This is a genomic window from Saccharopolyspora sp. NPDC047091 (genome assembly GCF_040643635.1).
In the GTDB taxonomy this organism is placed as follows: Bacteria; Actinomycetota; Actinomycetes; order Mycobacteriales; family Pseudonocardiaceae; genus Saccharopolyspora_C.
Genome location: NZ_JBEYUS010000025.1, coordinates 57,408 through 78,492 on the forward strand (window position 1 = coordinate 57,408; position 21,085 = coordinate 78,492).

Here is a 21,085-nt window from a genome sequence, read left to right on the forward strand (position 1 = left end):
CGAACCGCTCGCGCCGGTGGCGCAGCACGACGACGCCGCCGTGCCGGACGGGCACGACGGCGCGGCGGAGCTGTGGAGCGGAAGAGCGGCGGCCGGGGCGCGATCACCCGCGCCCCGCCCGCGGATCAGAGGTAGCCGGTGTCCGGGAGCCCCTCGTGCGGGAGGCCCAGGACGGCGATCGCGGCGTTCGCCGCGGCCGCGGCCTGCTGGTGGCCAGTCTCGCCCCAGTTGAGCAGGTCGCCCGCCTTGCCCGGGTGCACCAGCAGCCGCAGGTAGGTGCGCCCGTTGTCCGGGTCCGGTTCCGGCGGGTGCACCCCGCTGATCTCGGCGGCCATCCGCACCTGCGCGTACGGGGAGTGCCCGTCGTCGACGCACTGGTAGCCGAGGTAGTGCGGTTCGGCGATGTCGAGCGTGACCTCTTCGTAGGTCTCGCGCCGCAGGATGTCCACGTAGGCGGATTCGCCGGGTTCCGGCCGCCCACCGGGCAACGAGTGCTTGCCGCCGTCCACCCGGATCAGCACCCGCCCGTCCGGGGCGAACAGGAAGCCGTACACCTGCCGGACGGGTAGGCCCTCGGGCACGGCGCAGGTGTGCCAGGTGAACTTGGCCATGGCGGAATCCCCTTCCCTGCGTGCCCCGGCGGACGCCGCGTGGTCGAACCGGCCACATTACCGTCCGGCGGCCGCGGAGTCCCGCTTCGCCGCGCGGGAATTCGCGCGACGCCCGGCTCCTGTCCGTGACTGTCCACTGTGGATGATGCCCGTCTGGTGGAACGGAAGTGGGATGGCGTTGACACCCCGGTGCGCGCTGGTCACGATGATCCCGTGCTCATCGCGACCAGCCTGACCCGGCGCCGCCACGTGGACTTCGTCCGCGTCGGTGCGCAAGGTTGTCGTCGCTGATCTGATGGCCCCGCCGCGACTCCGGCGGCATCAGCGCTCCTCCCGGTGATCGCCCCGGCGACTCCGCGTCCGGCCGCGGTCCACCTCGCATCCGGTCGACGCCGCGCCGCGGTCACCGGTCCCTGCTCACCCCACCCGGCGATGTGCGCCGTCCGGCGCGCACCGCCGGCTCCACCTGTCCACGGGAGACGACCGTGCCCACCGACATCCCCGCCGCACCGCTGAAGTTCGCCTACTGGGTGCCCAACGTCAGCGGCGGCCTGGTCACCAGCACCATCGAACAGCGCACCGACTTCGGGTTCGACTACAACAAGGAACTCGCGGTGCTCGCCGAGCGCAGCGGGTTCGAGTACGCGCTCAGCCAGGTCCGCTACGCCTCCAGCTACGGGGCCGCTCAGCAGCACGACCCGGCCGCGTTCAGCCTCGGACTGCTGCTGGCCACCGAACGGCTCAAGCTCATCGTCGCGGCCCACCCCGGCCTGTGGCACCCGGCGATCCTGGCGAAGTTCGGCATCACCGCCGACATCCTGTCCCAGGGCCGGTTCGCGGTGAACATCGTCAGCGGCTGGTTCAAGGAGGAGTTCACCGGCCTCGGCGAACCCTGGCTGGAGCACGACGAGCGCTACCGGCGCACCGAGGAGTTCATCCGCGTGCTCCGCGGGTTGTGGACGCAACCGAACTTCGAGCTGTCCGGCGACTTCTACCGCATCCACGACTTCAGCCTGCGCCCGCAACCGTTCGAGGTGCCCGGGCGCCCGCACCCGGAGATCTTCCAGGGCGGCAACTCCTCCGCGGCGCGCACCCTCGCCGGCCGGGTGTCGGACTGGTACTTCAGCAACGGCAAGGACTTCGACGGGTTCAGCGAGCAGGTCGCCGACGTCCGCGCCCAGGCCGCCACCCACGGGCGCACCGTCCGCTTCGGCCTCAACGGCTTCCACATCGCCCGGGACACCGAAGCCGAGGCGAAGGCCGTGCTCAAGGAGATCGTGGACAAGGCCGACGTGTCCGCGGTCGAAGGATTCCGGAAATCCGTGCAGCAGGCCGGTAAGTCCACATCGGACGGAAAGGGCATGTGGGCGGACTCCGAGTTCGCCGACCTCGTGCAGTACAACGACGGATTCCGCACCGGGCTCATCGGCACTCCGGAGCAGATCGCGCACCGCATCGTCGAGTACAAGAAGCGCGGCGCCGACCTGATCCTACTCGGCTTCCTGCACTACCTCGAAGACGTCGAGCACTTCGGCACCCACGTGCTGCCGATCGTCCGCGAACTCGAAGCGGACCTGGACCGCACCGGCGACCCGATCACCGCCGCCCGCTGATCACCCGCACCACCGCATCCCGAGGAGAACCCTGTGAGCACCACCGAACCCACCACCGACCGCTGGACCCGGCGACCCGACACCCCCGAGGGCTGGCTGGACCGAGCCCGCGACGTGGCCGCGCTGCTGGCCGTCGACGCCGTCGAACGCGACCGGGCCGGCGCCACCCCGCACTCCGAAGTCCGGCTGCTCAAGGAGTCCGGCCTCGTCACCCTGCTCGGGCCCGTGGAACACGGCGGCGGCGGACAGCGCTGGGACACCGCCTACCGCGTCATCCGCGAGGTCGCCCAGGGCGACGGATCCATCGGCCAGCTGCTCGGCTACCACTACCTGTGGGCGTGGGCGGTGCGGCTGGTCGGCACCGACGCGCAGATCGACGCCGTCGAACGGCTCTACACCGAGAACGACCTGTTCTTCGGCGGGGCGGTGAACCCGCGCGACTCCGACGTGGTCATCACCGACGAGGGCGACGAGATCGTCTACACCGGGCGGAAGTCCTTCTCCACCGGCGGCAAGGTCTCCGACCTCACCGTGCTGGAAGGCGTCCTCGACGGCACCGACAAGCACATCTTCGCCATCGTGCCCTCCGACCAGGAGGCCATCGTCTTCGGCGACGACTGGGACAACCTGGGCCAGCGGCTCACCGAATCCGGCAGCGTCGAGATCCGCGGCGTGCGGGTGCCCTGGGAATCGGCGGCGGGCTACGTGGACAAGGAGTTCCAGCCGCTGGTCTACAACACGCTGAACACGCCCACCATCCAGCTGGTGTTCGCGAACTTCTACCTCGGCATCGCGCAGGGAGCGCTGGACGCCGCGACCGCCTACACCCGGGACAAGACCCGGCCGTGGCCCTACGGCGGCGACGACAAGAGCAGCGCCACCGAGGAGTTCTACGTCCTCGACGCCTACGGTGACCTGCAGGCGAAGCTGTGGGCCGCGGAAGCGCTCGTCGACCGCGCCGTCCGGCGCATCGACGAGCTGCTGCACGCCGAACGGGACTCGGTGACCGAGGTGCAGCGCGGCCAGGCCGCCGTGCTCATCGCCGCCGCCAAGGAGCGGATCGTGCAGACCGGGCTGGAGATCGCCACCCGGATCTACGAGGTGACCGGGGCGCGCGCGACCGCGAACTCGGCGGGGCTGGACATCTTCTGGCGCAACCTGCGCACCCACACGCTGCACGACCCGATCGCCTACAAGCGGGTCGAGGTGGGCCGCTACGCGCTGCTCGGCGAGATCCCGGAACCCACCTGGTACACGTGATCCACCGCGGACCGCGCCCCCCCCCGCCCCACCGGGCGGGGCGCGCCGCGAGTCAGCCGCCGAGCCAGGTGGCGACGAACTTCGCGACCCGGCCGACCCGGCGGATCTTGGGGCGACCGCCTGCCACGCCGTGGATCTCCCACTCCTGCCCGCACTCCGGGCAGTACCACGGGCCCAGCCTGCTCGCGTCCGGCTCGCACGGGTGACCCCGCCGTCCTCGCCGCATCCCGCCGCCCCTCCCGACTCGTACCGCGCCGCGGCTCCCGCGAGCCGCGACGATGATCAGCACCGATGACACCACAGCGCGCCGCCGCCGCGGAACATTTCCGGATCGTGGTCATCCGGCCGGGGGTGGGACCTTCGGCCGTGTGACCCGCCGTGTCCGGTTCGTACCGTCGAACAGGTGAGAACAGCTGGGAGCGCTCGGCGCGCGGCGCCAGGACCGCATCGGACCGGCACCACCGCCACCACCGGAGTCCGGATCAGCGGGCGCCGCCGCCGGTCCTGCGCCGCCCGCCGCACCGCCCTTAGCCTGGCAACGACGGGGTCTGGCGCACCCGCACGCCGCGGGTGGAAGCGGGGGCTGCGAGATGGCACGACCGGACGGGGCGGACACCACGGGCGAACCGGCGGCGGACGGTGGCGGTGCGACCCGCATCGCCCTCGTCGACGACCACGAAGTGGTGCGCCGCGGGATCGCCGACCTCCTCGAGGACGAAGACGACTTCACCATCGTCGCCGAGGTCGGCACCGTGCAGGAGGCGCTGGTGCGGCTGCCGCCCGCCCGGCCCGACGTGGCGGTGCTCGACGTGCGGCTGCCCGACGGCAACGGGATCGAGCTGTGCCGCGAACTCCTGTCGCTGCTGCCCGGCGTGCGCTGCCTGGTGCTCACCTCGTTCTCCGACGACGAAGCGCTGCTGGACGCGATCATGGCCGGGGCGTCCGGGTACGTGCTCAAGCAGGTCCTCGGGTCGGATCTGCGCTCGGCGATCCGGCAGGTCGCGGCCGGCCGCTCGCTGCTCGACGCGGCCACCACCTCCGCGGTGCTGGAACGGCAGCGGCGCAAGCACTCCCAGGAGGACCCGCTGCGGCGGCTCACCGAACAGGAGCGGGCCGTGCTGGAGCTCATCGGCGCCGGGATGACCAACCGGCAGATCGCCGAGCGGATGTTCCTCGCCGAGAAGACCGTGAAGAACTACGTCTCCCAGCTGCTCGCGAAGCTCGGGATGCAACGGCGCACCCAAGCCGCGGTCCTGGCAACGGAACTCCGCTCCCGGCCGTCCTCCGGGTGAGCTCGCTCCGTCGTGCGCGGGACGCCGTCCCCGGCTGAGTGCTCGTCGTTCCCGCCCGAGAACGCCGTCCTCGCGAGGATGACGGCCGAGAACCCGCCGCGGTGCCGGTCGCTCGGGCCCCGCCGGTCCGGCGGCGTCGCAGCCGACGGCAGAACGCCCGATCCGCTGCTCGGGCGAGGACGCGGCGCGGGTCGAGGGGCGATCGGTCAGCCGGGTTCGCCGTGGGGGAGGGGTGCCTGCCAGGTCAGGCGGGTGCCGCCGTCCTCGGGCGCGGTCAGGTCGAGGGTGCCCGCGAGTTGTTCGGCGCGGGCGCGGAGGTTGCGCAGGCCGTTGCCGGGAGCACCACCGCCCACCCCGCAGCCGTTGTCGACCACCTCGATGGTGAGCGCCGCACCGGTCTCCACCGACACCGTGATCGCGGTCGCCCCGCCGTGGCGCAGCGCGTTCGCCACCGCCTCCCGCACCACCGCCTCCGCGTGCTCGAAGAAACCGCCCGGTACCGCGGTGTCGATCGCGCCGGACATCCGCACCGCCGGGGCGAATCCCGCGCCGCTGCTCACATCCGCGACGGTGTCCAGCAACCGGCGGCGCAGGCTCACCGGATCGTCCGCGCCGGGCGACGAGTGCAGGTCGAAGATCGCGGTGCGGATCTCCCGGACCGTGTCGTCGAGCTGCTGCACCGACTGCTGCACCCGCCGCCGCACGTCCGAATCGGTGGCGCGGCGCAGCGTGCCCTGCAGGCTCAACCCGGTCGCGAACAGCCGCTGGATCACGTGGTCGTGCAGGTCGCGGGCGATGCGGTCCCGCTCGCCGAACACGTCGAGCTGCCGCTGCGCGCGGTTCTTCGCCGCGAGCTCCAGCGCGATCGCCGTCTGGTCGGCGAAGGACGCCAGCAGCGGCACCTGACCCGGCCCGAACGGCCTGCTCTCCTTGCGGCGCAACGCGATCACGGCGCCCGCGCCCGCTTCGCCGGAGTGCAGCGGCACCGCCAGCGCCGGGCCGTAGCCGGGCAGCACGTGGTTGAGCCCGCTGACCGGGGCCGCCGACACGTCCGACTCCAGCACCGGGGTGTCGCCGGTGAGGCTGGCCAGCACCGGGCCGTCGGTGCTCACCGGGATGCCCACTTCGATGTCCGCTTCGCCCGCGACGGCCTCCACCCGTGCCTGCCCGCTGGAGGTGCCCTGGCGGGCCAGCACGATCAGCGCGCAGTCGGCGCGGGAGATCTCCATGGCGCGCTGCGCGATCAGCCGCAGCCCGTCGGCCGTGCTCACCCCGGACAGCAGTTCGGTGGTGATCTCGCTGGAAGCCTGCAGCCAGCGGTGCCGCAGCCGCGCCTGGTCGAACAGCCGCGCGTTCTCGACCGTCACCCCGGCCGCGGCGGCCAGCGCGCGCAGCACCACCTCGTCGTCCTGGCCGAACTCGCCGCCATCGAGCTTCTCGGTCAGGTACAGGTTGCCGAACACCTCGTCCCGCACCCGGATCGGGATGGCCAGGAAACCGCGCATCGGTGGGTGGTTCTCCGGGAAACCGATCGACGCCGGGTGCTGGGTGAGGTCGCGCAGCCGCAGCGGGCGCGGATCCCTGGTCAGCTGCCCGAGCAGCCCGCGACCGCGCGGGGTCGGTCCCATCCGCTCGGCGGTGGCCTCGTCGATGCCGACGTGCACGAACTGGGTGAACTCGCCGTCCGGACCGAGCACGCCGAGCGCGCCGTAGCGGGCCTGCACCAGTTCGGTCGCGGCGGTGACGATGCGGTGCAGCGTCGTGTCGAGCTCCAGCTCGGTGCCGATCGCGAGCACCGCGTCCAGCAGGTCCTGCATCCGGTCCCGCGTGCTGATCACCCGCGCCAGCCGCTCCTGGAGCTCGCCGAGCAGCTCGTCGAGGCGGAGGTCGCCCAACGTGGAGGCCACCTCTTGCAGCCGGTCGGTGACCGGGTCGTGGGAGGAGGCTTCGGACATCGCTGATCCATCGGTGTGCGGCGGGGCCCGCCGAAGTGCTTCGGCAGGGCGTCGGGTGCGGGTCGCCGGAGCGCCGCCCGTGCTCGGCCAGGTGCCTCCGGGGGCGCGGGCCGGATCGCCGGGGCGGCCGCGCCGGGGCGCGGTCGTGGTGCACGTGCCGGTGCTCGCCGGTGCCGGGCCGCGTGCCGTCGGCGCGGGGTCGAGCGTGACCTGAGTGTGACCCAACCCCGCAAAGCCGGCGAGTCGTTCTCGGCCCGGTGCTCGCTGCTCCTGTTGGCGAGGGGTGGCGAGCGGAACCTCAGCCGCTTCGCCGGTGTCTCGGGTGGTCGCTGCTCAGCCGCTTCGCCGCTGACGAGCGGACGACGTGGGGGTCAGGTTTCCGGGGGTGGGGCCAGCTGGCCGGTCTCGTCGGCGGCGAGGGTGGTGAGGAGTTCGCGGAGGCGGTCGGACTCCTCGGGGGTGAGGCGGTCCAGCACGGTGCTGTTGATCTCGTCGGCCAGCGCGGTGGTCTCGCGCAGCACCCGGCGGCCCTCGTCGGTCAGCTCCAGCACGCGGCGCCTGCGGTCGTAGCGGTCGACGGTGCGGGTCACGAGCCCGCGCTGTTCCAGGCGGGCGAGCATCGCGGCCAGCGTGGCCTTGTCGATCGCGGCGCGCCTGCCCAGCGCGGCCTGCTCGATGCCGGGGGTTTCCTCGATCGCGGTGAGCGCGGCGTACTGCGGCTTGGTCAGCTGCGGGGATCGCGCCTGCCAGCGGGCGCCGTGGTCCTGCAGGACCCGGCGCATCAGGTGGAAGACGGCGCTTTCCAGCTGCACGACGCACTCCTCATGCCGGTTCGGTGGGCTCGCATCTTACGAGATCGCGCCGGGGCGCGGAGCCGGTGTCGCCGTCCGCGAGATCGGGGTCGCGACAGTGGTAGTCTGCATACGAACGTTCGTCCACGAACTAAAGGAGGCGGGTGGCGTTGCGGCTGATCATCGGGATGACCGGGGCCACCGGCGCGCCGCTCGGCGTGCGGCTGCTCGAAGCGCTGCGCACCCTGCCCGAGGTCGAGACCCACCTGGTGCTGAGCCGTTGGGCCCGCACCACCATCGAGCTCGAGACCGGCCGCAGCGCCCACGAGGTCGCCGGGCTCGCCGACGTGGTGCACGGGCCCGCCGAGCAGGGCGCGGCCATCTCGTCCGGCTCGTTCCGCACCGACGGCATGATCGTCGTGCCGTGCAGCATGAAGACCCTCGCCGGCATCCGCACCGGCTACGCCGACGGGCTCATCGGGCGCGCGGCCGACGTGGTGCTCAAGGAGCGCCGCAAGCTCGTGCTCGTCCCGCGGGAGACACCGCTGAGCGAGATCCACTTGGAGAACATGCTCGCGCTCTCCCGGATGGGCGCCGTGCTGGTGCCGCCGATGCCCGCCTTCTACGACCACCCGCGCTCGGTGACCGACGTGCTCGACCACATCGTGCTGCGGGTGCTCGACCAGTTCGACCTGCCCGCCCCGGACGCGCGCCGCTGGGCGGGACTCGGCGCGGCGTGGACCGCGCCCGCAGAACGATGACCAGCGGAGGAGGAGAAGTGGCCCACGACGACCTGCGTTCCTACCTGGACGCGCTCGACGCGGCGGGACAGCTGCTGCGGATCACCGAACGGGTCGATCCGGAGCCGGACCTCGGCGCCGCCGCCAACGCCGCGGCCCGGCTCGGCGAGGGGGCGCCCGCGCTGCGGTTCGACGACGTCACCGGATTCACCGACCCGCGGATCGTGCTCAACGCGCACGGGTCTTGGCCCAACCACGCCATCGCGATGGGACTGCCGCCGCAGACGTCCACCCGCGAGCAGGTGCAGGAGTTCATCCGGCGCTGGGAGGACTTCCCGGTCGCGCCCGAACGCCGCGCGGACCCGCCGTTCCTGGCGAACTCCCGGGAAGGCGCCGAGGTCGACCTGTTCGAGGTGCTGCCGCTGTTCCGGCTCAACGACGGCGACGGCGGGTTCTACCTGGACAAGGCCGCCGTCGTCTCCCGCGACCCGGACGACCCGGAGAACTTCGCCAAGCAGAACGTCGGCGTGTACCGGATGGAGGTCAAGGGCCGCGACGAACTCGGCCTGCAACCGGTGCCGATGCACGACATCGCGCTGCACCTGGGCAAGGCCGAGGAGCGCGGCGAGGACCTGCCGGTCGCGATCGCGCTCGGCAACGACCCGATGATCACCATCGTCGGCGGCACCCCGCTCGGGTACGAGCAGTCCGAGTACGAGATGGCGGGCGCGCTGCGCGGAGCCCCGGCGCCGATCGCCACCGGGCCGCTCACCGGGTTCGACGTGCCGTGGGGCTGCGAAGTGCTGCTCGAAGGCGTGGTCGTCGGGCGGCGCCGCGAGGTCGAAGGACCGTTCGGCGAGTTCACCGGGCACTACTCGGGCGGCCGGAACATGCCGGTGGTGCGCATCGACCGCATCTCCTTCCGCACCGACCCGGTCTTCGAATCGCTGTACCTGGGCAAACCGTGGACCGAGATCGACTACCTGATCGGCCCGGCCACCTGCGTCCCGCTGTACCAGCAGCTGCGCGCGGAGTTCCCCGAGGTGCAGGCGGTCAACGCGATGTACACGCACGGGCTGCTGGCGATCGTGTCCACGAAGAAGCGCTACGGCGGCTTCGCCCGCGCGGTGGGGCTGCGGGCCATGACGACGCCGCACGGGCTCGGCTACACCAAGGTCGTGATCGTCGTCGACGAGGACGTGGACCCGTTCGACCTGCCGCAGGTGATGTGGGCGCTGTCCACGAAGGTCAACCCGGCCGGGGACCTGGTGGTGCTGCCGAACATGTCGGTGGTGGGCCTCGATCCGGGGTCCCAGCCCGCGGGCATCAGCGACAAGCTGGTGATCGATGCGACGACGCCGGTGGCGCCCGACGCGCGCGGGCACTACGGCCAGCCGGTGCGGGACCTGCCCGAGACCGAGCAGTGGGTGGCGAAGCTGCGCGCTCTGCTGCGCGAGAACTGAACCGACGCCGAGAGGAGAACCCGATATGTGCCCGCGTTGTGCCGCGACCGAGGTGACGCTGCAGGCCGTGTCACCGATCGCCGGGGTGTGGGAGGTGCACCGCTGCGAGTGCTGCCACTACTTCTGGCGCAGCACCGAACCGGAGCGCCGCACCCGCCGCGAGTCCTACCCGGAGGCGTTCCGGATGACCCGCCGGGACGTCGAATCGGCCACCGAGATGCCCGCCGTGCCGCCGCTGCGGGGTGCGGTGTGAGCGGGCGCGCGCTGATGTGGGAGGTGCGGGCCGCGCCGGGCGCGCAGCCGGAACTGCTCGGGTGGGTCCGGGAGCACGCGGTGCCCCGCTGCGGTGCGGTCGAGGTGTACCGCTCGGCCGAGGACCGCGTCGTGCTCATCGCGCACCACGACGAGGATCCGCCGCGGTTGCCGTCCCCGCCGCCGCACCTGGTCGCGCGGCCCCCGCACCAGTGGACCTTCGACCGGGTCGGCTGACCTCGGGGCCGCCCGGCCGGGCGGCTTCGCGTCACCGGTGGGCGTCGGTGCAGGTGCACGGGTCCTGGCAGGCCTGCTGCACCCCTGGCAGCGGCATCGGTTCGACCACGAGGCGGCGACCTCCGATGGTGCACCAGGACAGCACCCCGCCCAGCGCGCACGCCGCGGCCGAGACCAGCATGGCGAACCCGAACCCGTCGCCGACGGTCTCCCCGGGCCCGGTCATCCCCGCGACCAGCGGCAGCACCGCCACCGCCACCAGCCCGGCGAGCCGGGAGATCGCGTTGTTCACCCCCGACGCCACTCCGGCACGATCGGCGGTCACCGAAGCGAGCACCGCCGAGGTCAGCGGCGCCACCGTCACCGAGAGCCCCAGCCCGAACACGAGTACCCCGGGCAGCACCCCGGTGAGGTAGGTCGACCCGGGCTGGGCCCAGGTCAGCAGCGCCAGCCCCGCCGCACACCCGAACGGCCCGACCGTCATCGGCAGCCGCGGCCCGGTCCGCTGCGCCAGCGCCCCCATTCGCCCCGAGATCAGCAGCATGATCACCGTGATCGGCAGCGTCGCCACCCCGGCGCGCAGCGCGGAGTACCCGAGGGTCTGCTGCAGCTGCAGCGACAGCAGGAACAGCGCGCCGCTGAGCGCCGCGTACACGGTGAACGTGGTGAGGTTCGCCCCGGTGAACTGCCGGGAGGCGAACAGGTTCAGCGGCAGGATCGGATTGCGCCCGCGGTGCTCCAGCAGCGGGAACGCGAGCAGCCCGGCGACGCCGACGGCGAGCGCGCCGATGGTGATCGGGTTCCAGCCGCGCGCGGGCAGTTCGATCAGCGCGTAGATCGCCCCGGCCAGGCCCAGCGTGATCGTGGCGGCCCCGGCGAGGTCGGGGGACCCGGCCCGCCCGCTGCGGGTCTCCGGCACGTGCCGGGCGGTGACGTGCAGCGCCACCGCGGCCAGCGGCACGTTGATGAAGAACACCCAGCGCCAGGACGCCGCGTCCACCAGCCAGCCGCCGACGAACGGCCCGAGCGCGGAGGAGACCCCGGTCAGCCCCGCCCAGGTGCCCACCGCCCGGCCGCGGTCCTCGGACCGGATCGTGGAGTTGATCAGCGCGAGGCTGCCGGGCACGAGCAGCGCCCCGCCGACGCCCTGCACCAGCCGCGCGACGATCAGCAGCTCCCCGGTGGGCGCGAGCCCGCAGCCGAGGGAGGCGAGGGTGAACACCACCAGCCCCACCTGGAACACCCGGCGCCGCCCGTACCGGTCGCCGAGAGCTCCGCCGAGCAGCAGCAGCGCGCTCAGCGTGAGCAGGTAGGCGTCGAGCACCCACTGCAGCACCGCGAAGCCGCCGCCGGTGTCCCGGCCGATGGCGGGCAGCGCCACGTTCACCACCGACCCGTCCAGGAACGCCACCCCGGAGCCGAGGATGGTGCCCGCGATGATCCACCGCCCGGTGCGGCTCGCCAGCGGGATCGTTGCGGTGGGGTTGTCGTCAGGGCTGGTCATGCGGTCCTCCCCGCGGCCGCCGTCCGGCCGACGCACCGAGGATAGGGCGCCCCGCGGCCCGGAGCATTCGTCCATTGTGGACTGTTGACGGGCGGTGCCGCGGTGCGTAGAACGAGAGCGGCAGACGACCGCGCTGGAGCAGCCGATGACCGGAATCCGCCCGGAACGCCTCCGCCTCGACGGCCGCACCGGGCCGCTGCTCGGCGTCGACGACCAGAACCCGGTGCTCAGCTGGGGATTCGCCGCGGAGGACGCGGAACCCGGTGGCCTGCAGACCGCCTTCCAGGTCGAGGTCACCGATCCGGACGGCCGGACCTGGTGGGACACCGGCGTCGTCGGGTCGGACCGCGCGCAGACCCGCTACGGCGGGCCGGAACCCGCCGCGCGGCAGCGGTTGCGCTGGCGGGTGCGGGTCCGGGACGAGCACGACCGGTGGTCCCCCTGGAGCGAACCGTTCGAGTGGGAGCTCGGGCTGCTGACCCGCTGCGACTGGGGTGCGGCGAGCTGGATCGCGCACCCCGGCCGCGGACCCGGCGACCCGCTGCCGATCTTCGCGACGGCGTTCACCGCGAACGGGCCGATCAGCACCGCCCGGCTGCACTTGTGCGGGCTCGGCCTGCACCGGGCCACCCTCAACGGGCGGCCGGTGACCGACGAGGTGCTGGCTCCCGGGAACTCGAACTACCAGCGCTCCGCCGAACACCGGGTGCACGACGTGCGAGAACTCCTGCTGCCCGGCGAGAACGTGCTCGGCGTGGCGCTCGGCAACGGCACCGCGCACGTGCACCGGCACGGCACCCGCGGTGGCGCGCGCGACCCCTACTCGTGGTGGACCAGCACCGAACCCGCCCGCGGCGAGCTGCTGGTGCCCGCGCACCCCGGCGCGGACCGCATCCGCGTCCCGGACCCGCGCGGGCACCACATCGGCGGCAGCGTCACCATCGGTACCCGCGATCGTTGGGAGAGCAGGCAGGTCGTCACCACCGACGAGCACGGCCTGATCATCGCCCCACCGCTGGAGCACCGGTACCCCGCAGGCACCCCCGTCGAAGGCTCCGGCGATCCGGTGGCGCAGTGGGAACCCACCGCGGGCGCCGCGGTGTCCCCGCGGCTGATCGCCCGCCTGGAGCTGACCGGCCCCGGCGGACGGCACGACGTCGTCACCGGACCGCACTGGCGCACCGCGCTCGGCCCCGCGATCACCGACAACTGGTTCTCCGGCACCGACCACGACGCCCGCCGCGAACAGCCCGGCTGGGACGCGCCCGGCGCCGACCACTCCGCGACCGCGACCCGCCGCGACGGCACGCGCACCGGCTGGGCCGACGCGATCCGCACCACCCCGCCGAACGGCGGCACCGAACTCGTGTGGCGCCGGGCGCAGCCGGTGCGGGTCGTGCGCGAGTGGCCGCCGGTGCGGGTGCGCGAGCTCGACCCGGGGCGGTGGGTGTTCGACCTGGGGCAGAACCTCGCGGGCTGGCCGCGGCTGCGGCTGCCCGAGGTCCCGGCGGGCACCGAGGTGGCCCTGCGGCCCGGTGAATCGCTGGCGCCGGACGGCTCCGTCGACCAGACCTCCGTGCGCAACGACCGGCGCGGCACCGACGTGCTGCACACCTACACCGCGGCGGGCCTGCCCGGCGGGGAGACCTGGCAGCCCGCGTTCCAGTACTTCGCGATGCGCTTCCTTGAGGTCACGGCACCGCCCGGGGTACGCCCCGAGGTGGTCGGGTTGCAGCTGCGGGCCGACGCGCCGCGCGCCGGTGCGGTGCGCACCTCCGACGAGCGGGTGAACCGGCTGCACCGGATGGCGCACTTCTCCGTCGCCTCGAACCTGATGTCGGTGCTCACCGACTGCCCCGGCCGGGAGAAGCTGGCCTACGGCGCCGACTACACGCACCCGATGGGCGTGCTGTCCCGGCACTTCGACCTCGCCGCCTACCTGCCGACGATGCAGCGGCACCTCGCCGAAGGGCAGTCCGGGCGCGGGCCCGACGTGGGCAACGTGGCGCTGAAGGCGCCCGTCTACGACTGGGGCTACCGGGACCGGTTCGGCGACGAGGTCAACTGGGGCAACGCGATCGTGCTGGTGCCGTGGCTGCTGCACCGGCGCTACGACGACACCGAGACGATGGCGCGGTACTACCCGGCGATGACGGCCTACCTGGACTACCTGCGGCGCCGCAAGGCGCACCGGCACCTGGTCGTCGGCGCGCTCGGCGACTGGGTGGCGGCGGAGGAGACCGCGGGGGAGCTCACCGGCACCTGGGGTTACCACGCCACCGCGCGCGCCATGGCGGACGTGGCCGCGGCGCTGGGGAATTCCGCGGACGCGCGCGAGTACGGTGCGCTCGCCGAGGGCGTCGCCCGCGCCTTCCACGAGCGGTTCTACCTGCCGGACCTCGGCCGCTACAGCGGCGACGGCACCGAGCGGGGTGCGACGCAGGCGGCGCAGGCGATGCCGCTGGACGCCGGGATCGTGCCCGCCGCCGAACGGCCGCGGGTGCTGGCCGCGCTGGTCGAACGCGTCCGCGGTTCCGGCGGCCCGCTGCTGCGCGCCGGGCACCTGGGGCTCGGTCCGGTGGTGCGGGTGCTGCGCGACGCCGACCGCGACGAGCTGCTGTGGGAGGCGCTGCACCAGGACGCGGGCTACGGCGCGTTCTTCCGGGACACCCCGGCGAACCCGGGCGGGCTCAGCACCGTCCCGGAGCAGTGGGACCTGCGCAACTCGCTGAACCACATGATCCTCACGCAGCTCGACGAGTGGTTCCACACCGGACTCGCCGGCATCGACCAGGCGCCGGGCTCCACCGGCTTCCGGCGCCTGCGCATCCGGCCCAAGGTGGTGGGCGATCTGCGCCGGGTCGAAGGCCACCACACCACCCCGGCCGGCCGGGTCGAGTCCCGCTGGCACCGCGACGGGCGGGATTTCACCCTGACCGTGCGGATTCCGCCGAACACCACCGCCGAAGTGCACGTGCCCGGCCGCATCACCGGCGCCGACCGGCTCCGCGACGGGCACGGCGTGTTCGAGCTGGGGCCGGGGGAGCGCACGTTCCGCTCGACGCTGCCCCGTGCGGAGTCCCGAACGGGCCGGTGAACTTCGCGAACAATGCCGGAATCGGCGATCCGTCAAGGCTGGAAATGTGCCGGTGCGGTGGGAAAAATGCGATGTGGCGAGAAGTGGACACCGGGGTTCACCCGTCGATCCCTCTTCGGCACGGTATGCATCAAGTCGGCCCCGACCAGCGGACAGAGGTGCGTGTGAGCGCGAGCAGAGCGGAGCCTGAATGTCCGGACGGTCCTGACGGGACGATTCCGGGCTGGACCCCCGAACCCGCTGAACTGTCCGATGTGGAATTGCTGATCGACGGTGCGTTCCACCCCGTGGCGGGATTCCTCGGCGCCGCCGACGTCGACTCGGTGCGCACCCGGCGGCGGCTGCTGGACGGCACCCCGTGGCCCGCGCCGATCGTGCTCCCGGTGCCCGCGGAGTTGGCCGACGCGCCCCGGATCGAGCTGCGCGACGCCGAAGGCGCCCCCGTCGCCGTGCTGCACAACGAGGAACCCTGGTCCGACGGCACCACGCGCTACGCGGCCGGACCGCTGCGCGCCGCGGCCGCACCCGCCGGAGCGCTGCGCCGGATGCGCCCGCCCGCCGCCGACGTCCGCGCCGACCTGCCCGCCGGGCCGGTGCTCGGCGTCGTCGCCGACTCCCCGCTGCACCACCGCGAGCTCGCCCAGCTGCGCGAGCTCGCCGCCGAGTTCGACGGGCACGTGCTGCTGCTGCCGCGGATGACCGGGCCGCGCCCGGAACTGCTGGTGCAGGCGCTGCTCGCCGCCCGCCCGCAACTGCCCGCGGGCACCACGGTGGTGCCGGTCCCGCTGGCCCGCCGCGCCGATCCGAAGGCCGACGCGGCGCTGGCCGCGCAGGTCGCCGCCGCCTACGGCGCCACCCACCTGATCACCGCGGACCCGGTCGAGGACTCGCCGATCACCGTGGTCGCCCCGCCCGAGCTGCTCCGCGACTCCGCCGACGCCTGGATCCGGGCCGAGCGGGTCGAACCCGGCTGCGGGCGCGGCGGCCTCGGCGCCGAGGAACTGCGCGCCCGGCTGGACGAAGGCGCCCCGCTGCCGACCTGGTTCACCACCCCGGCGATCGCCGAGCACCAGCGCAGGCTGCATCCGCCGCTGGCCGAACGCGGCTTCACCGTGCTGTTCACCGGCCTGTCCGGGGCGGGCAAGTCGACCCTGGCCCGCGCGCTGCGCGACGAGCTCAGCAGGCACGACCACCGGGCGGTGACCCTGCTGGACGGGGACGTGGTGCGCCGCACCCTGTGCGAAGGGCTCGGGTTCTCCGCCGCCGACCGCAGCCGCAACGTGCGCCGCATCGGGTTCGTCGCCTCCGAGGTCACCCGGCACGGCGGCGCGGCGATCTGCGCGCCCATCGCGCCCTACGCGGCCGACCGGGACGCGGTGCGCCGGATGGTGTCCGACTGCGGCGGGTTCGTGCTGGTGCACGTCGCCACTCCGCTCGGCGAGTGCGAACGCCGCGACCGCAAGGGCCTCTACCGGAAGGCGCGGGCCGGGGCGCTGCCCGAGTTCACCGGTGTGTCCGCGCCGTACGAGCCGCCCACCGACGCCGACCTGGCGCTGGACACCTCCGGGCTCACCCAGGACGAGGCCGTCGGGCGGGTCGTGGCGCTGCTGCGGGAACGGGGCTGGGTGCGCCCGTGGACCTCGGAGTGACCCTGACCGGTCTGCTGACCGGATCGCTGGTCGGCCTGACCGGAATGGGCGGTGGTGCCCTCACCATGCCGCTGCTGACCGTCGTGTTCGGCGTGCCGCCGCTGGCGGCGGTGTCGACCGACCTGGTCGCGGGCGCGGTGATGAAACCGGTGGGCGCGGCGGTGCACCTGCGCCGGCGCACCGCGCACCTGCCGACGGTCGGCCTGCTGTGCCTGGGTTCGCTGCCGTGCGCGCTGCTCGGTTCGCTGCTCGCGGGCCGGCTCGGCGCGGGCACCGGCGCGGTGCTGAAGGGCGTGAGCGCGGCCGCGGTGCTGCTGGCCGCGGTGACCCTGGTGGTGCGGATGCACCTGGACCGCGGGCGTCCGGCGTCCGGCGCGGCACCCCGCCTCCGGCCGGTCCCTGCGGTGCTGCTGGGCGCGGCCGCCGGGTTCGTCGTCGGCACCACCTCGGTCGGTTCCGGTTCCATCGTCATCGTGTGCCTGCTGCTGCTGGACCGGGCGATGAGCTCGGCGCGGCTGGTCGGTACCGACCTGGTGCAGGCGGTGCCGCTGGTGCTGGTCGCCGCGCTGGGACATCTGCTGCACGGCCAGGTCGACCTCGGGCTGGTGGGCTCGCTGCTGGCCGGTTCGCTGCCCGGGGTGCTCGCCGGGTCGTTGCTGTCGGTGCGCATCCCGGACCGGCCGGTCCGGGTGCTGCTGGGCGGCATGCTCGCCGCCAGCGGGGCGATGCTGGCCGGAACGGGGGCGGCCGTGGCGGCGGTGCTGGGCGTGCTGGTCGCGCTCGTCGCCGCCGCGGTGTCGTCCGGACGGTTCTCCCGCGGTCGGGCGCCGGCCCCGGCGGGGGAGCGGATCGATGCCGGCGCCGAAGGAGGAACCGGGTGAAGGCGGACGATCACGAGCTGGCCGCGCGGCTGGCGGACGAGGCCGGGCGGTGCCTGCTGGAGCTGCGCGCGCGCCGTCGGTCCGAAGTGGACGGCAAGGTGCTCGGCGACGAAGGCGACACCGCCGCGCACGAACTGCTGCTGGCCGCGCTCGCCGAGCAGCGCCCGCAGGACGCGGTGCTCTCCGAGCACGGCACCGCGGGCCCGGAGCGCTCCGGCGGCGGCCGGGTGTGGATCGTGGATCCGCTCGACGGCACCAGGGAGTTCTCCGAACCGGACCGCACCGACTGGGCCGTGCACGTGGCCCTCGCCGAGGACCACCGGGTGCGGGCCGCCGCCGTCGCGCTGCCCGCCGCGGGCCTGGTGCTCGGCACCGGCAGCCCGCCGCGGGTCCCGGCCGCGGACGGCGGGCCGCCGCGCATCGCCGTGAGCCGCAGCCGCCCGCCGGAGTTCGTCGCCGCCGTCGCCACCGCGCTCGGTGCGGAGACCGTCCCGATGGGCTCGGCGGGCGCGAAGATCAGCGCGGTGATCCGCGGCGAGGTCGACGCCTACCTGCACGCCGGCGGCCAGTACGAGTGGGACAGCGCCGCCCCGATCGGCGTGGCGCAGGCGGCCGGGCTGCACACCAGCCGGCTCGACGGCTCCCCGCTCGTCTACGACCGACCCGACCCGTGGCTGCCGGACCTGCTGGTCTGCCGCCCGGAACTGGCCGAACCGCTGCTGGCGGCGGTGGCCGCCGCACCCGGAACACCCTCCGAGGGGAGCAGCTGATGCCCGCCCGACGTGCCCTGTCCCGCCTGGACGTCCTCGAATCCGAGGCGCTGCACCTGATCCGCGAGGTCGCCGCCGAGTTCGACCGGCCCGCGCTGCTGTTCTCCGGCGGCAAGGACTCCGCGGTGCTGCTGCGACTGGCCGAGAAGGCGTTCTGGCCCGCCCCGATCCCGTTCCCGGTGCTGCACGTGGACACCGGCCACAACTTCGAGGAGGTGCTGGAGTTCCGGGACCGCCGCGCCGCCGAGCTCGGCGTGCGGCTGGTGGTGGCGTCCGTGCAGGACTCCATCGACGCGGGCCGCGTTGTCGAGCAGGAGGGCCGCGGCGCCAGCCGCAACCGGGCGCAGACGGTGACGCTGCTGGACGCGATCGCCGAGCACCGGTTCGACTCGCTGTTCGGCGGCGCCCGCCGCGACGAGGAACGGGCCCGCGCCAAGGAGCGGATGCTGTCCTTCCGCGACGCCTTCGGCCAGTGGGATCCGCGCAACCAGCGCCCCGAGCTGTGGAACCTCTACAACGGGCTGATCGGCCCCGGCGAGAACGTGCGCGCGTTCCCGCTGTCGAACTGGACCGAGCGCGACATCTGGACCTACATCGACCAGGACGGCGTGGAGCTGCCCGCGCTGTACTTCGCGCACCGGCGGAAGGTCTTCGAACGCGACGGCATGTACCTCGCCGACAACCCGTTCGTGCACCGCGATCCGGACGAGGTGCTCACCGAGCAGTCCGTGCGGTTCCGCACCATCGGCGACATGACCTGCACCGGGGCGGTGCTGTCCACCGCGTCCACGGTGGCGGAGGTGATCGCCGAGATCGCCGCCACGAAGGTCACCGAACGCGGTCAGACCCGTGCCGACGACCGCGCGAGCGCGGCGTCCATGGAGGACCGCAAGCGAGAGGGGTACTTCTGATGAGCCTGCCCACCGATGCGGAGGAGCGGACCTTCGCCCCCGCCGACAGCCTGCTGCGGTTCGCCACCGCCGGGGCCGTCGACGACGGCAAGAGCACGTTGATCGGCAGGCTGCTGCACGACTCCCGCTCGCTGCTGGCCGACCAGCTGGAGATGCTGGAGCTGGTGGGCCGCGAGCGCGGCGACGACGGGCTGGACCTGGCGATGGTCACCGACGGGCTGCGCGCGGAGCGCGAGCAGGGCATCACGATCGACGTGGCGCACCGGTACTTCGAGACCGCGCATCGCGCGTTCATCATCGCCGACACGCCCGGGCACGCCCAGTACACCCGGAACATGGTCACCGGCGCCTCCACCGCGGACCTGGCGATCGTGCTGGTCGACGCCCGCAACGGGCTCACCGAGCAGAGCCGCAGGCACGCGGTGCTGGCCGGGCTGCTGCGGGTGCCGCGGCTGGTGCTGGCGGTGAACAAGATGGACCTGGTCGACCACGACCAGGAGGTGTTCGCGGCGATCACCGCGGAGTTCGCCCGGTTCACCGCGGAGCTGGAGCTGCCCGAGGTCACCGCCATCCCCATCTCGGCGCTGCGCGGTGACAACGTGGTGCACCGCTCGGACCGGATGCCGTGGTACGAGGGCCCGTCGCTGCTGGAGCACCTGGAGCAGGTGCACATCGAGGACGACCGCGCGGCCGGGGACTTCCGGCTGCCGGTGCAGTACGTGATCCGCGCCCCCGAGCGGGACTACCGGGGTTACGCGGGCCAGATCAGCGGCGGTTCGGTGCACGAGGACGCGGAGGTGCTGCACCTGCCCTCGGGCCTGCGCACCCGGGTGACCGCGGTGGACACCGCGGACGGCGCGCTCGCCGAGGCCAGGGCGCCGCAGTCGGTGTCGGTGCGGCTGGCCGACGAGATCGACGTGGGCCGCGGCGACCTGCTGTGCGCCCCGGACGCCCCGCCCGCGGCGGCGACCGAGCTGACCGCCCGGGTGTGCTGGATGGCGGCGAGCCCGGTGCTGCGGGCCGGGACGCTGCTGCTGCTCAAGCACACCACGCGCACCGTCAAGGCCCTGGTCACCGAGGTGCACCACCGGGTGGACGTGACGACGCTGCACCGCGAACCGGTCGCGGAGCTGGGCCTCAACGACATCGGCGAGGTCGGTCTGCGGCTGGCGCAGCCGGTGTTCTGCGACCCCTACGAGCGCAACCGGCTCACCGGCGGCGGCCTGCTGGTCGACGAGGCCACGCACGCCACCGTCGGCGCCGTGATGATCACCGAAGCGCGGTGAGGACCCGGCGCCGGGAGGCGTCACCGGAAAGAAGCGAGCACGACTAGGAGCAGCACCATGGTGAAGATCATCGGAGCCGGTTTCGGCCGCACCGGGACCGCGTCGATGAAGGCGGCGCTGGAGCACCTCGGCTTCGGGCCGTGCTACCACATGTTCGAGGTCATCGCGGAGCCCGAGCGGATGCAGGACTGGGTCCGCGCGCTGGACGGACCGGTGGACTGGGACCAGGTCCTCGGCGGCTACCAGTCCACTGTGGACTGGCCGGGCTGCACGTTCTGGCGCGAGCTGATGGCGGCCTACCCGGACGCGAAGGTCCTGCTCACCACCCGCGACCCGCAGCGCTGGTACGACAGCACCTACGGCACCATCTACCAGTTCGTGCAGGACCCGCCGGGCGACTCGGACGACCCGTTCACGACCAAGCTGCGCCCCACCATCGAGCGGCTGATCTGGAACGGCACCTTCGACGGCCGCTTCGAGGACCGCGAGCACGCCATCGAGGTGTTCGAACGGCACAACGCCGAAGTCCGCGCCGCCGTCCCCGCCGACCGGCTGCTGGAGTACCAGCCCGGCCAGGGCTGGGAGCCGCTGTGCGAGTTCCTCGAGGTGCCGGTCCCGGCCGAGGACTTCCCGCACGTCAACGACAGCGCCTCCATCCGCGACCTCGCCGAGCAGGTCCAGAACGAAGGAAAATTCCCCTCCCCGTTCAGCAACGCCTGATCCCGCTCCACACCCGACCGGAAACGACCCGACGCCAACACCCGCTGGGCATC

General features: G+C 73.4%; 19 protein-coding genes. 14 read left to right on the top strand and 5 right to left on the bottom strand.

All coding sequences use genetic code 11. The annotated features are described in order from the left end of the window. Window positions 1-125: 125 nt before the first annotated feature. On the bottom strand, window positions 126-611 hold the full coding sequence (locus ABZ805_RS13720; RefSeq protein ID WP_358439036.1) for an NUDIX hydrolase: 486 nt from the start codon (window positions 609-611) through the stop codon (window positions 126-128). Window positions 612-1,096: 485 nt separating this feature from the next. Here ABZ805_RS13720 and sfnG point away from each other — a divergent pair, with 485 nt between their 5' ends. Continuing rightward, window positions 1,097-2,224 carry a dimethylsulfone monooxygenase SfnG gene (gene sfnG / locus ABZ805_RS13725; RefSeq protein WP_358439039.1) on the top strand — a complete coding sequence of 376 codons (1,128 nt, stop codon included), beginning with the start codon at window positions 1,097-1,099 and terminating at the stop codon, window positions 2,222-2,224. 33 nt (window positions 2,225-2,257) lie between these two features. Beyond that, entirely contained in the window at window positions 2,258-3,484 is a 1,227-nt protein-coding gene (locus tag ABZ805_RS13730) for an acyl-CoA dehydrogenase family protein (RefSeq protein WP_358439042.1), read from the top strand. Window positions 3,485-3,536: 52 nt separating this feature from the next. On the opposite strand, the gene ABZ805_RS13735 is transcribed toward ABZ805_RS13730, so the two are convergent. Continuing rightward, a complete protein-coding gene (locus ABZ805_RS13735; RefSeq protein ID WP_358439045.1) occupies window positions 3,537-3,710 on the bottom strand; it encodes a hypothetical protein in 174 nt (57 codons plus the stop codon). 364 nt (window positions 3,711-4,074) lie between these two features. Here ABZ805_RS13735 and ABZ805_RS13740 point away from each other — a divergent pair, with 364 nt between their 5' ends. Beyond that, window positions 4,075-4,776, top strand: coding sequence for a response regulator transcription factor (locus tag ABZ805_RS13740; RefSeq protein ID WP_358439047.1), 702 nt, complete (start codon window positions 4,075-4,077; stop codon window positions 4,774-4,776). A 206-nt stretch (window positions 4,777-4,982) separates the two neighbouring features. Here the strand turns inward: ABZ805_RS13740 and ABZ805_RS13745 are convergent, their stop codons facing one another. Together ABZ805_RS13745 and ABZ805_RS13750 are read right to left on the bottom strand one after the other, a co-directional pair. After that, complete coding sequence (locus ABZ805_RS13745) at window positions 4,983-6,731, bottom strand: GAF domain-containing protein (RefSeq protein ID WP_358439050.1); 1,749 nt, start codon at window positions 6,729-6,731, stop codon at window positions 4,983-4,985. A gap of 371 nt (window positions 6,732-7,102) precedes the next feature. Further along, window positions 7,103-7,543, bottom strand: coding sequence for a MarR family transcriptional regulator (locus ABZ805_RS13750; protein WP_358439053.1), 441 nt, complete (start codon window positions 7,541-7,543; stop codon window positions 7,103-7,105). A 143-nt stretch (window positions 7,544-7,686) separates the two neighbouring features. Between ABZ805_RS13750 and ABZ805_RS13755 the strand changes: the two genes are divergently transcribed. Genes ABZ805_RS13755 through ABZ805_RS13770 form a run of 4 tightly spaced genes read left to right on the top strand, consistent with a single transcriptional unit; the run spans window position 7,687 to window position 10,214 of the window. After that, the gene (locus ABZ805_RS13755; protein WP_358439056.1) at window positions 7,687-8,283 is read left to right on the top strand and encodes a non-oxidative hydroxyarylic acid decarboxylases subunit B; all 597 of its coding nucleotides are present in this window, start codon (window positions 7,687-7,689) and stop codon (window positions 8,281-8,283) included. Between the two features lie 17 nt (window positions 8,284-8,300). Further along, entirely contained in the window at window positions 8,301-9,725 is a 1,425-nt protein-coding gene (locus ABZ805_RS13760) for a non-oxidative hydroxyarylic acid decarboxylases subunit C (RefSeq protein ID WP_358439059.1), read from the top strand. A 25-nt stretch (window positions 9,726-9,750) separates the two neighbouring features. After that, the gene (locus ABZ805_RS13765) at window positions 9,751-9,978 is read left to right on the top strand and encodes a non-oxidative hydroxyarylic acid decarboxylases subunit D (RefSeq protein WP_358439062.1); all 228 of its coding nucleotides are present in this window, start codon (window positions 9,751-9,753) and stop codon (window positions 9,976-9,978) included. Continuing rightward, window positions 9,975-10,214: a hypothetical protein gene (locus ABZ805_RS13770; protein WP_358439064.1), complete on the top strand. Its 240-nt coding sequence runs from the start codon at window positions 9,975-9,977 to the stop codon at window positions 10,212-10,214. Before ABZ805_RS13765 ends, ABZ805_RS13770 begins: the two co-directional genes overlap by 4 nt. Before the next feature lie 31 nt (window positions 10,215-10,245). Here the strand turns inward: ABZ805_RS13770 and ABZ805_RS13775 are convergent, their stop codons facing one another. Beyond that, entirely contained in the window at window positions 10,246-11,718 is a 1,473-nt protein-coding gene (locus tag ABZ805_RS13775) for an MFS transporter (RefSeq protein WP_358439067.1), read from the bottom strand. A 145-nt stretch (window positions 11,719-11,863) separates the two neighbouring features. Here ABZ805_RS13775 and ABZ805_RS13780 point away from each other — a divergent pair, with 145 nt between their 5' ends. From ABZ805_RS13780 to ABZ805_RS13810, 7 genes are all read left to right on the top strand, one after another. Further along, window positions 11,864-14,815, top strand: a complete 2,952-nt coding sequence (locus ABZ805_RS13780; protein ID WP_358439069.1) for a family 78 glycoside hydrolase catalytic domain — start codon at window positions 11,864-11,866, stop codon at window positions 14,813-14,815. Between the two features lie 164 nt (window positions 14,816-14,979). Beyond that, window positions 14,980-16,464 (top strand): adenylyl-sulfate kinase, encoded by a 1,485-nt coding sequence (gene cysC / locus ABZ805_RS13785; protein WP_358439072.1) that lies wholly within the window; start codon window positions 14,980-14,982, stop codon window positions 16,462-16,464. Further along, on the top strand, window positions 16,461-17,345 hold the full coding sequence (locus ABZ805_RS13790; protein ID WP_358439075.1) for a sulfite exporter TauE/SafE family protein: 885 nt from the start codon (window positions 16,461-16,463) through the stop codon (window positions 17,343-17,345). The genes cysC and ABZ805_RS13790 overlap by 4 nt, the downstream gene beginning before the upstream one ends. Continuing rightward, entirely contained in the window at window positions 17,342-18,115 is a 774-nt protein-coding gene (locus ABZ805_RS13795; RefSeq protein WP_358439078.1) for a 3'(2'),5'-bisphosphate nucleotidase CysQ, read from the top strand. Before ABZ805_RS13790 ends, ABZ805_RS13795 begins: the two co-directional genes overlap by 4 nt. Further along, complete coding sequence (gene cysD, locus ABZ805_RS13800; RefSeq protein WP_358439081.1) at window positions 18,115-19,026, top strand: sulfate adenylyltransferase subunit CysD; 912 nt, start codon at window positions 18,115-18,117, stop codon at window positions 19,024-19,026. Before ABZ805_RS13795 ends, cysD begins: the two co-directional genes overlap by 1 nt. Beyond that, window positions 19,026-20,312, top strand: coding sequence for a GTP-binding protein (locus tag ABZ805_RS13805; RefSeq protein ID WP_358439084.1), 1,287 nt, complete (start codon window positions 19,026-19,028; stop codon window positions 20,310-20,312). The genes cysD and ABZ805_RS13805 overlap by 1 nt, the downstream gene beginning before the upstream one ends. 57 nt (window positions 20,313-20,369) lie before the next feature. Then, the gene (locus ABZ805_RS13810) at window positions 20,370-21,032 is read left to right on the top strand and encodes a sulfotransferase family protein (protein WP_358439087.1); all 663 of its coding nucleotides are present in this window, start codon (window positions 20,370-20,372) and stop codon (window positions 21,030-21,032) included. Window positions 21,033-21,085 lie beyond the last annotated feature (53 nt).

Coding starts and splice junctions, on each gene's coding strand:
- ABZ805_RS13780 (WP_358439069.1), top strand. CDS start 11,864: ATGACCGGAATCCGCCCGGAACGCCTCCGCCTCGACGGCCGCACCGGG.
- ABZ805_RS13775 (WP_358439067.1), bottom strand. CDS start 11,718: ATGACCAGCCCTGACGACAACCCCACCGCAACGATCCCGCTGGCGAGC.
- ABZ805_RS13740 (WP_358439047.1), top strand. CDS start 4,075: ATGGCACGACCGGACGGGGCGGACACCACGGGCGAACCGGCGGCGGAC.
- ABZ805_RS13765 (WP_358439062.1), top strand. CDS start 9,751: ATGTGCCCGCGTTGTGCCGCGACCGAGGTGACGCTGCAGGCCGTGTCA.
- ABZ805_RS13735 (WP_358439045.1), bottom strand. CDS start 3,710: ATGCGGCGAGGACGGCGGGGTCACCCGTGCGAGCCGGACGCGAGCAGG.
- cysD (WP_358439081.1), top strand. CDS start 18,115: ATGCCCGCCCGACGTGCCCTGTCCCGCCTGGACGTCCTCGAATCCGAG.
- ABZ805_RS13720 (WP_358439036.1), bottom strand. CDS start 611: ATGGCCAAGTTCACCTGGCACACCTGCGCCGTGCCCGAGGGCCTACCC.
- ABZ805_RS13745 (WP_358439050.1), bottom strand. CDS start 6,731: ATGTCCGAAGCCTCCTCCCACGACCCGGTCACCGACCGGCTGCAAGAG.
- ABZ805_RS13810 (WP_358439087.1), top strand. CDS start 20,370: ATGGTGAAGATCATCGGAGCCGGTTTCGGCCGCACCGGGACCGCGTCG.
- ABZ805_RS13805 (WP_358439084.1), top strand. CDS start 19,026: ATGAGCCTGCCCACCGATGCGGAGGAGCGGACCTTCGCCCCCGCCGAC.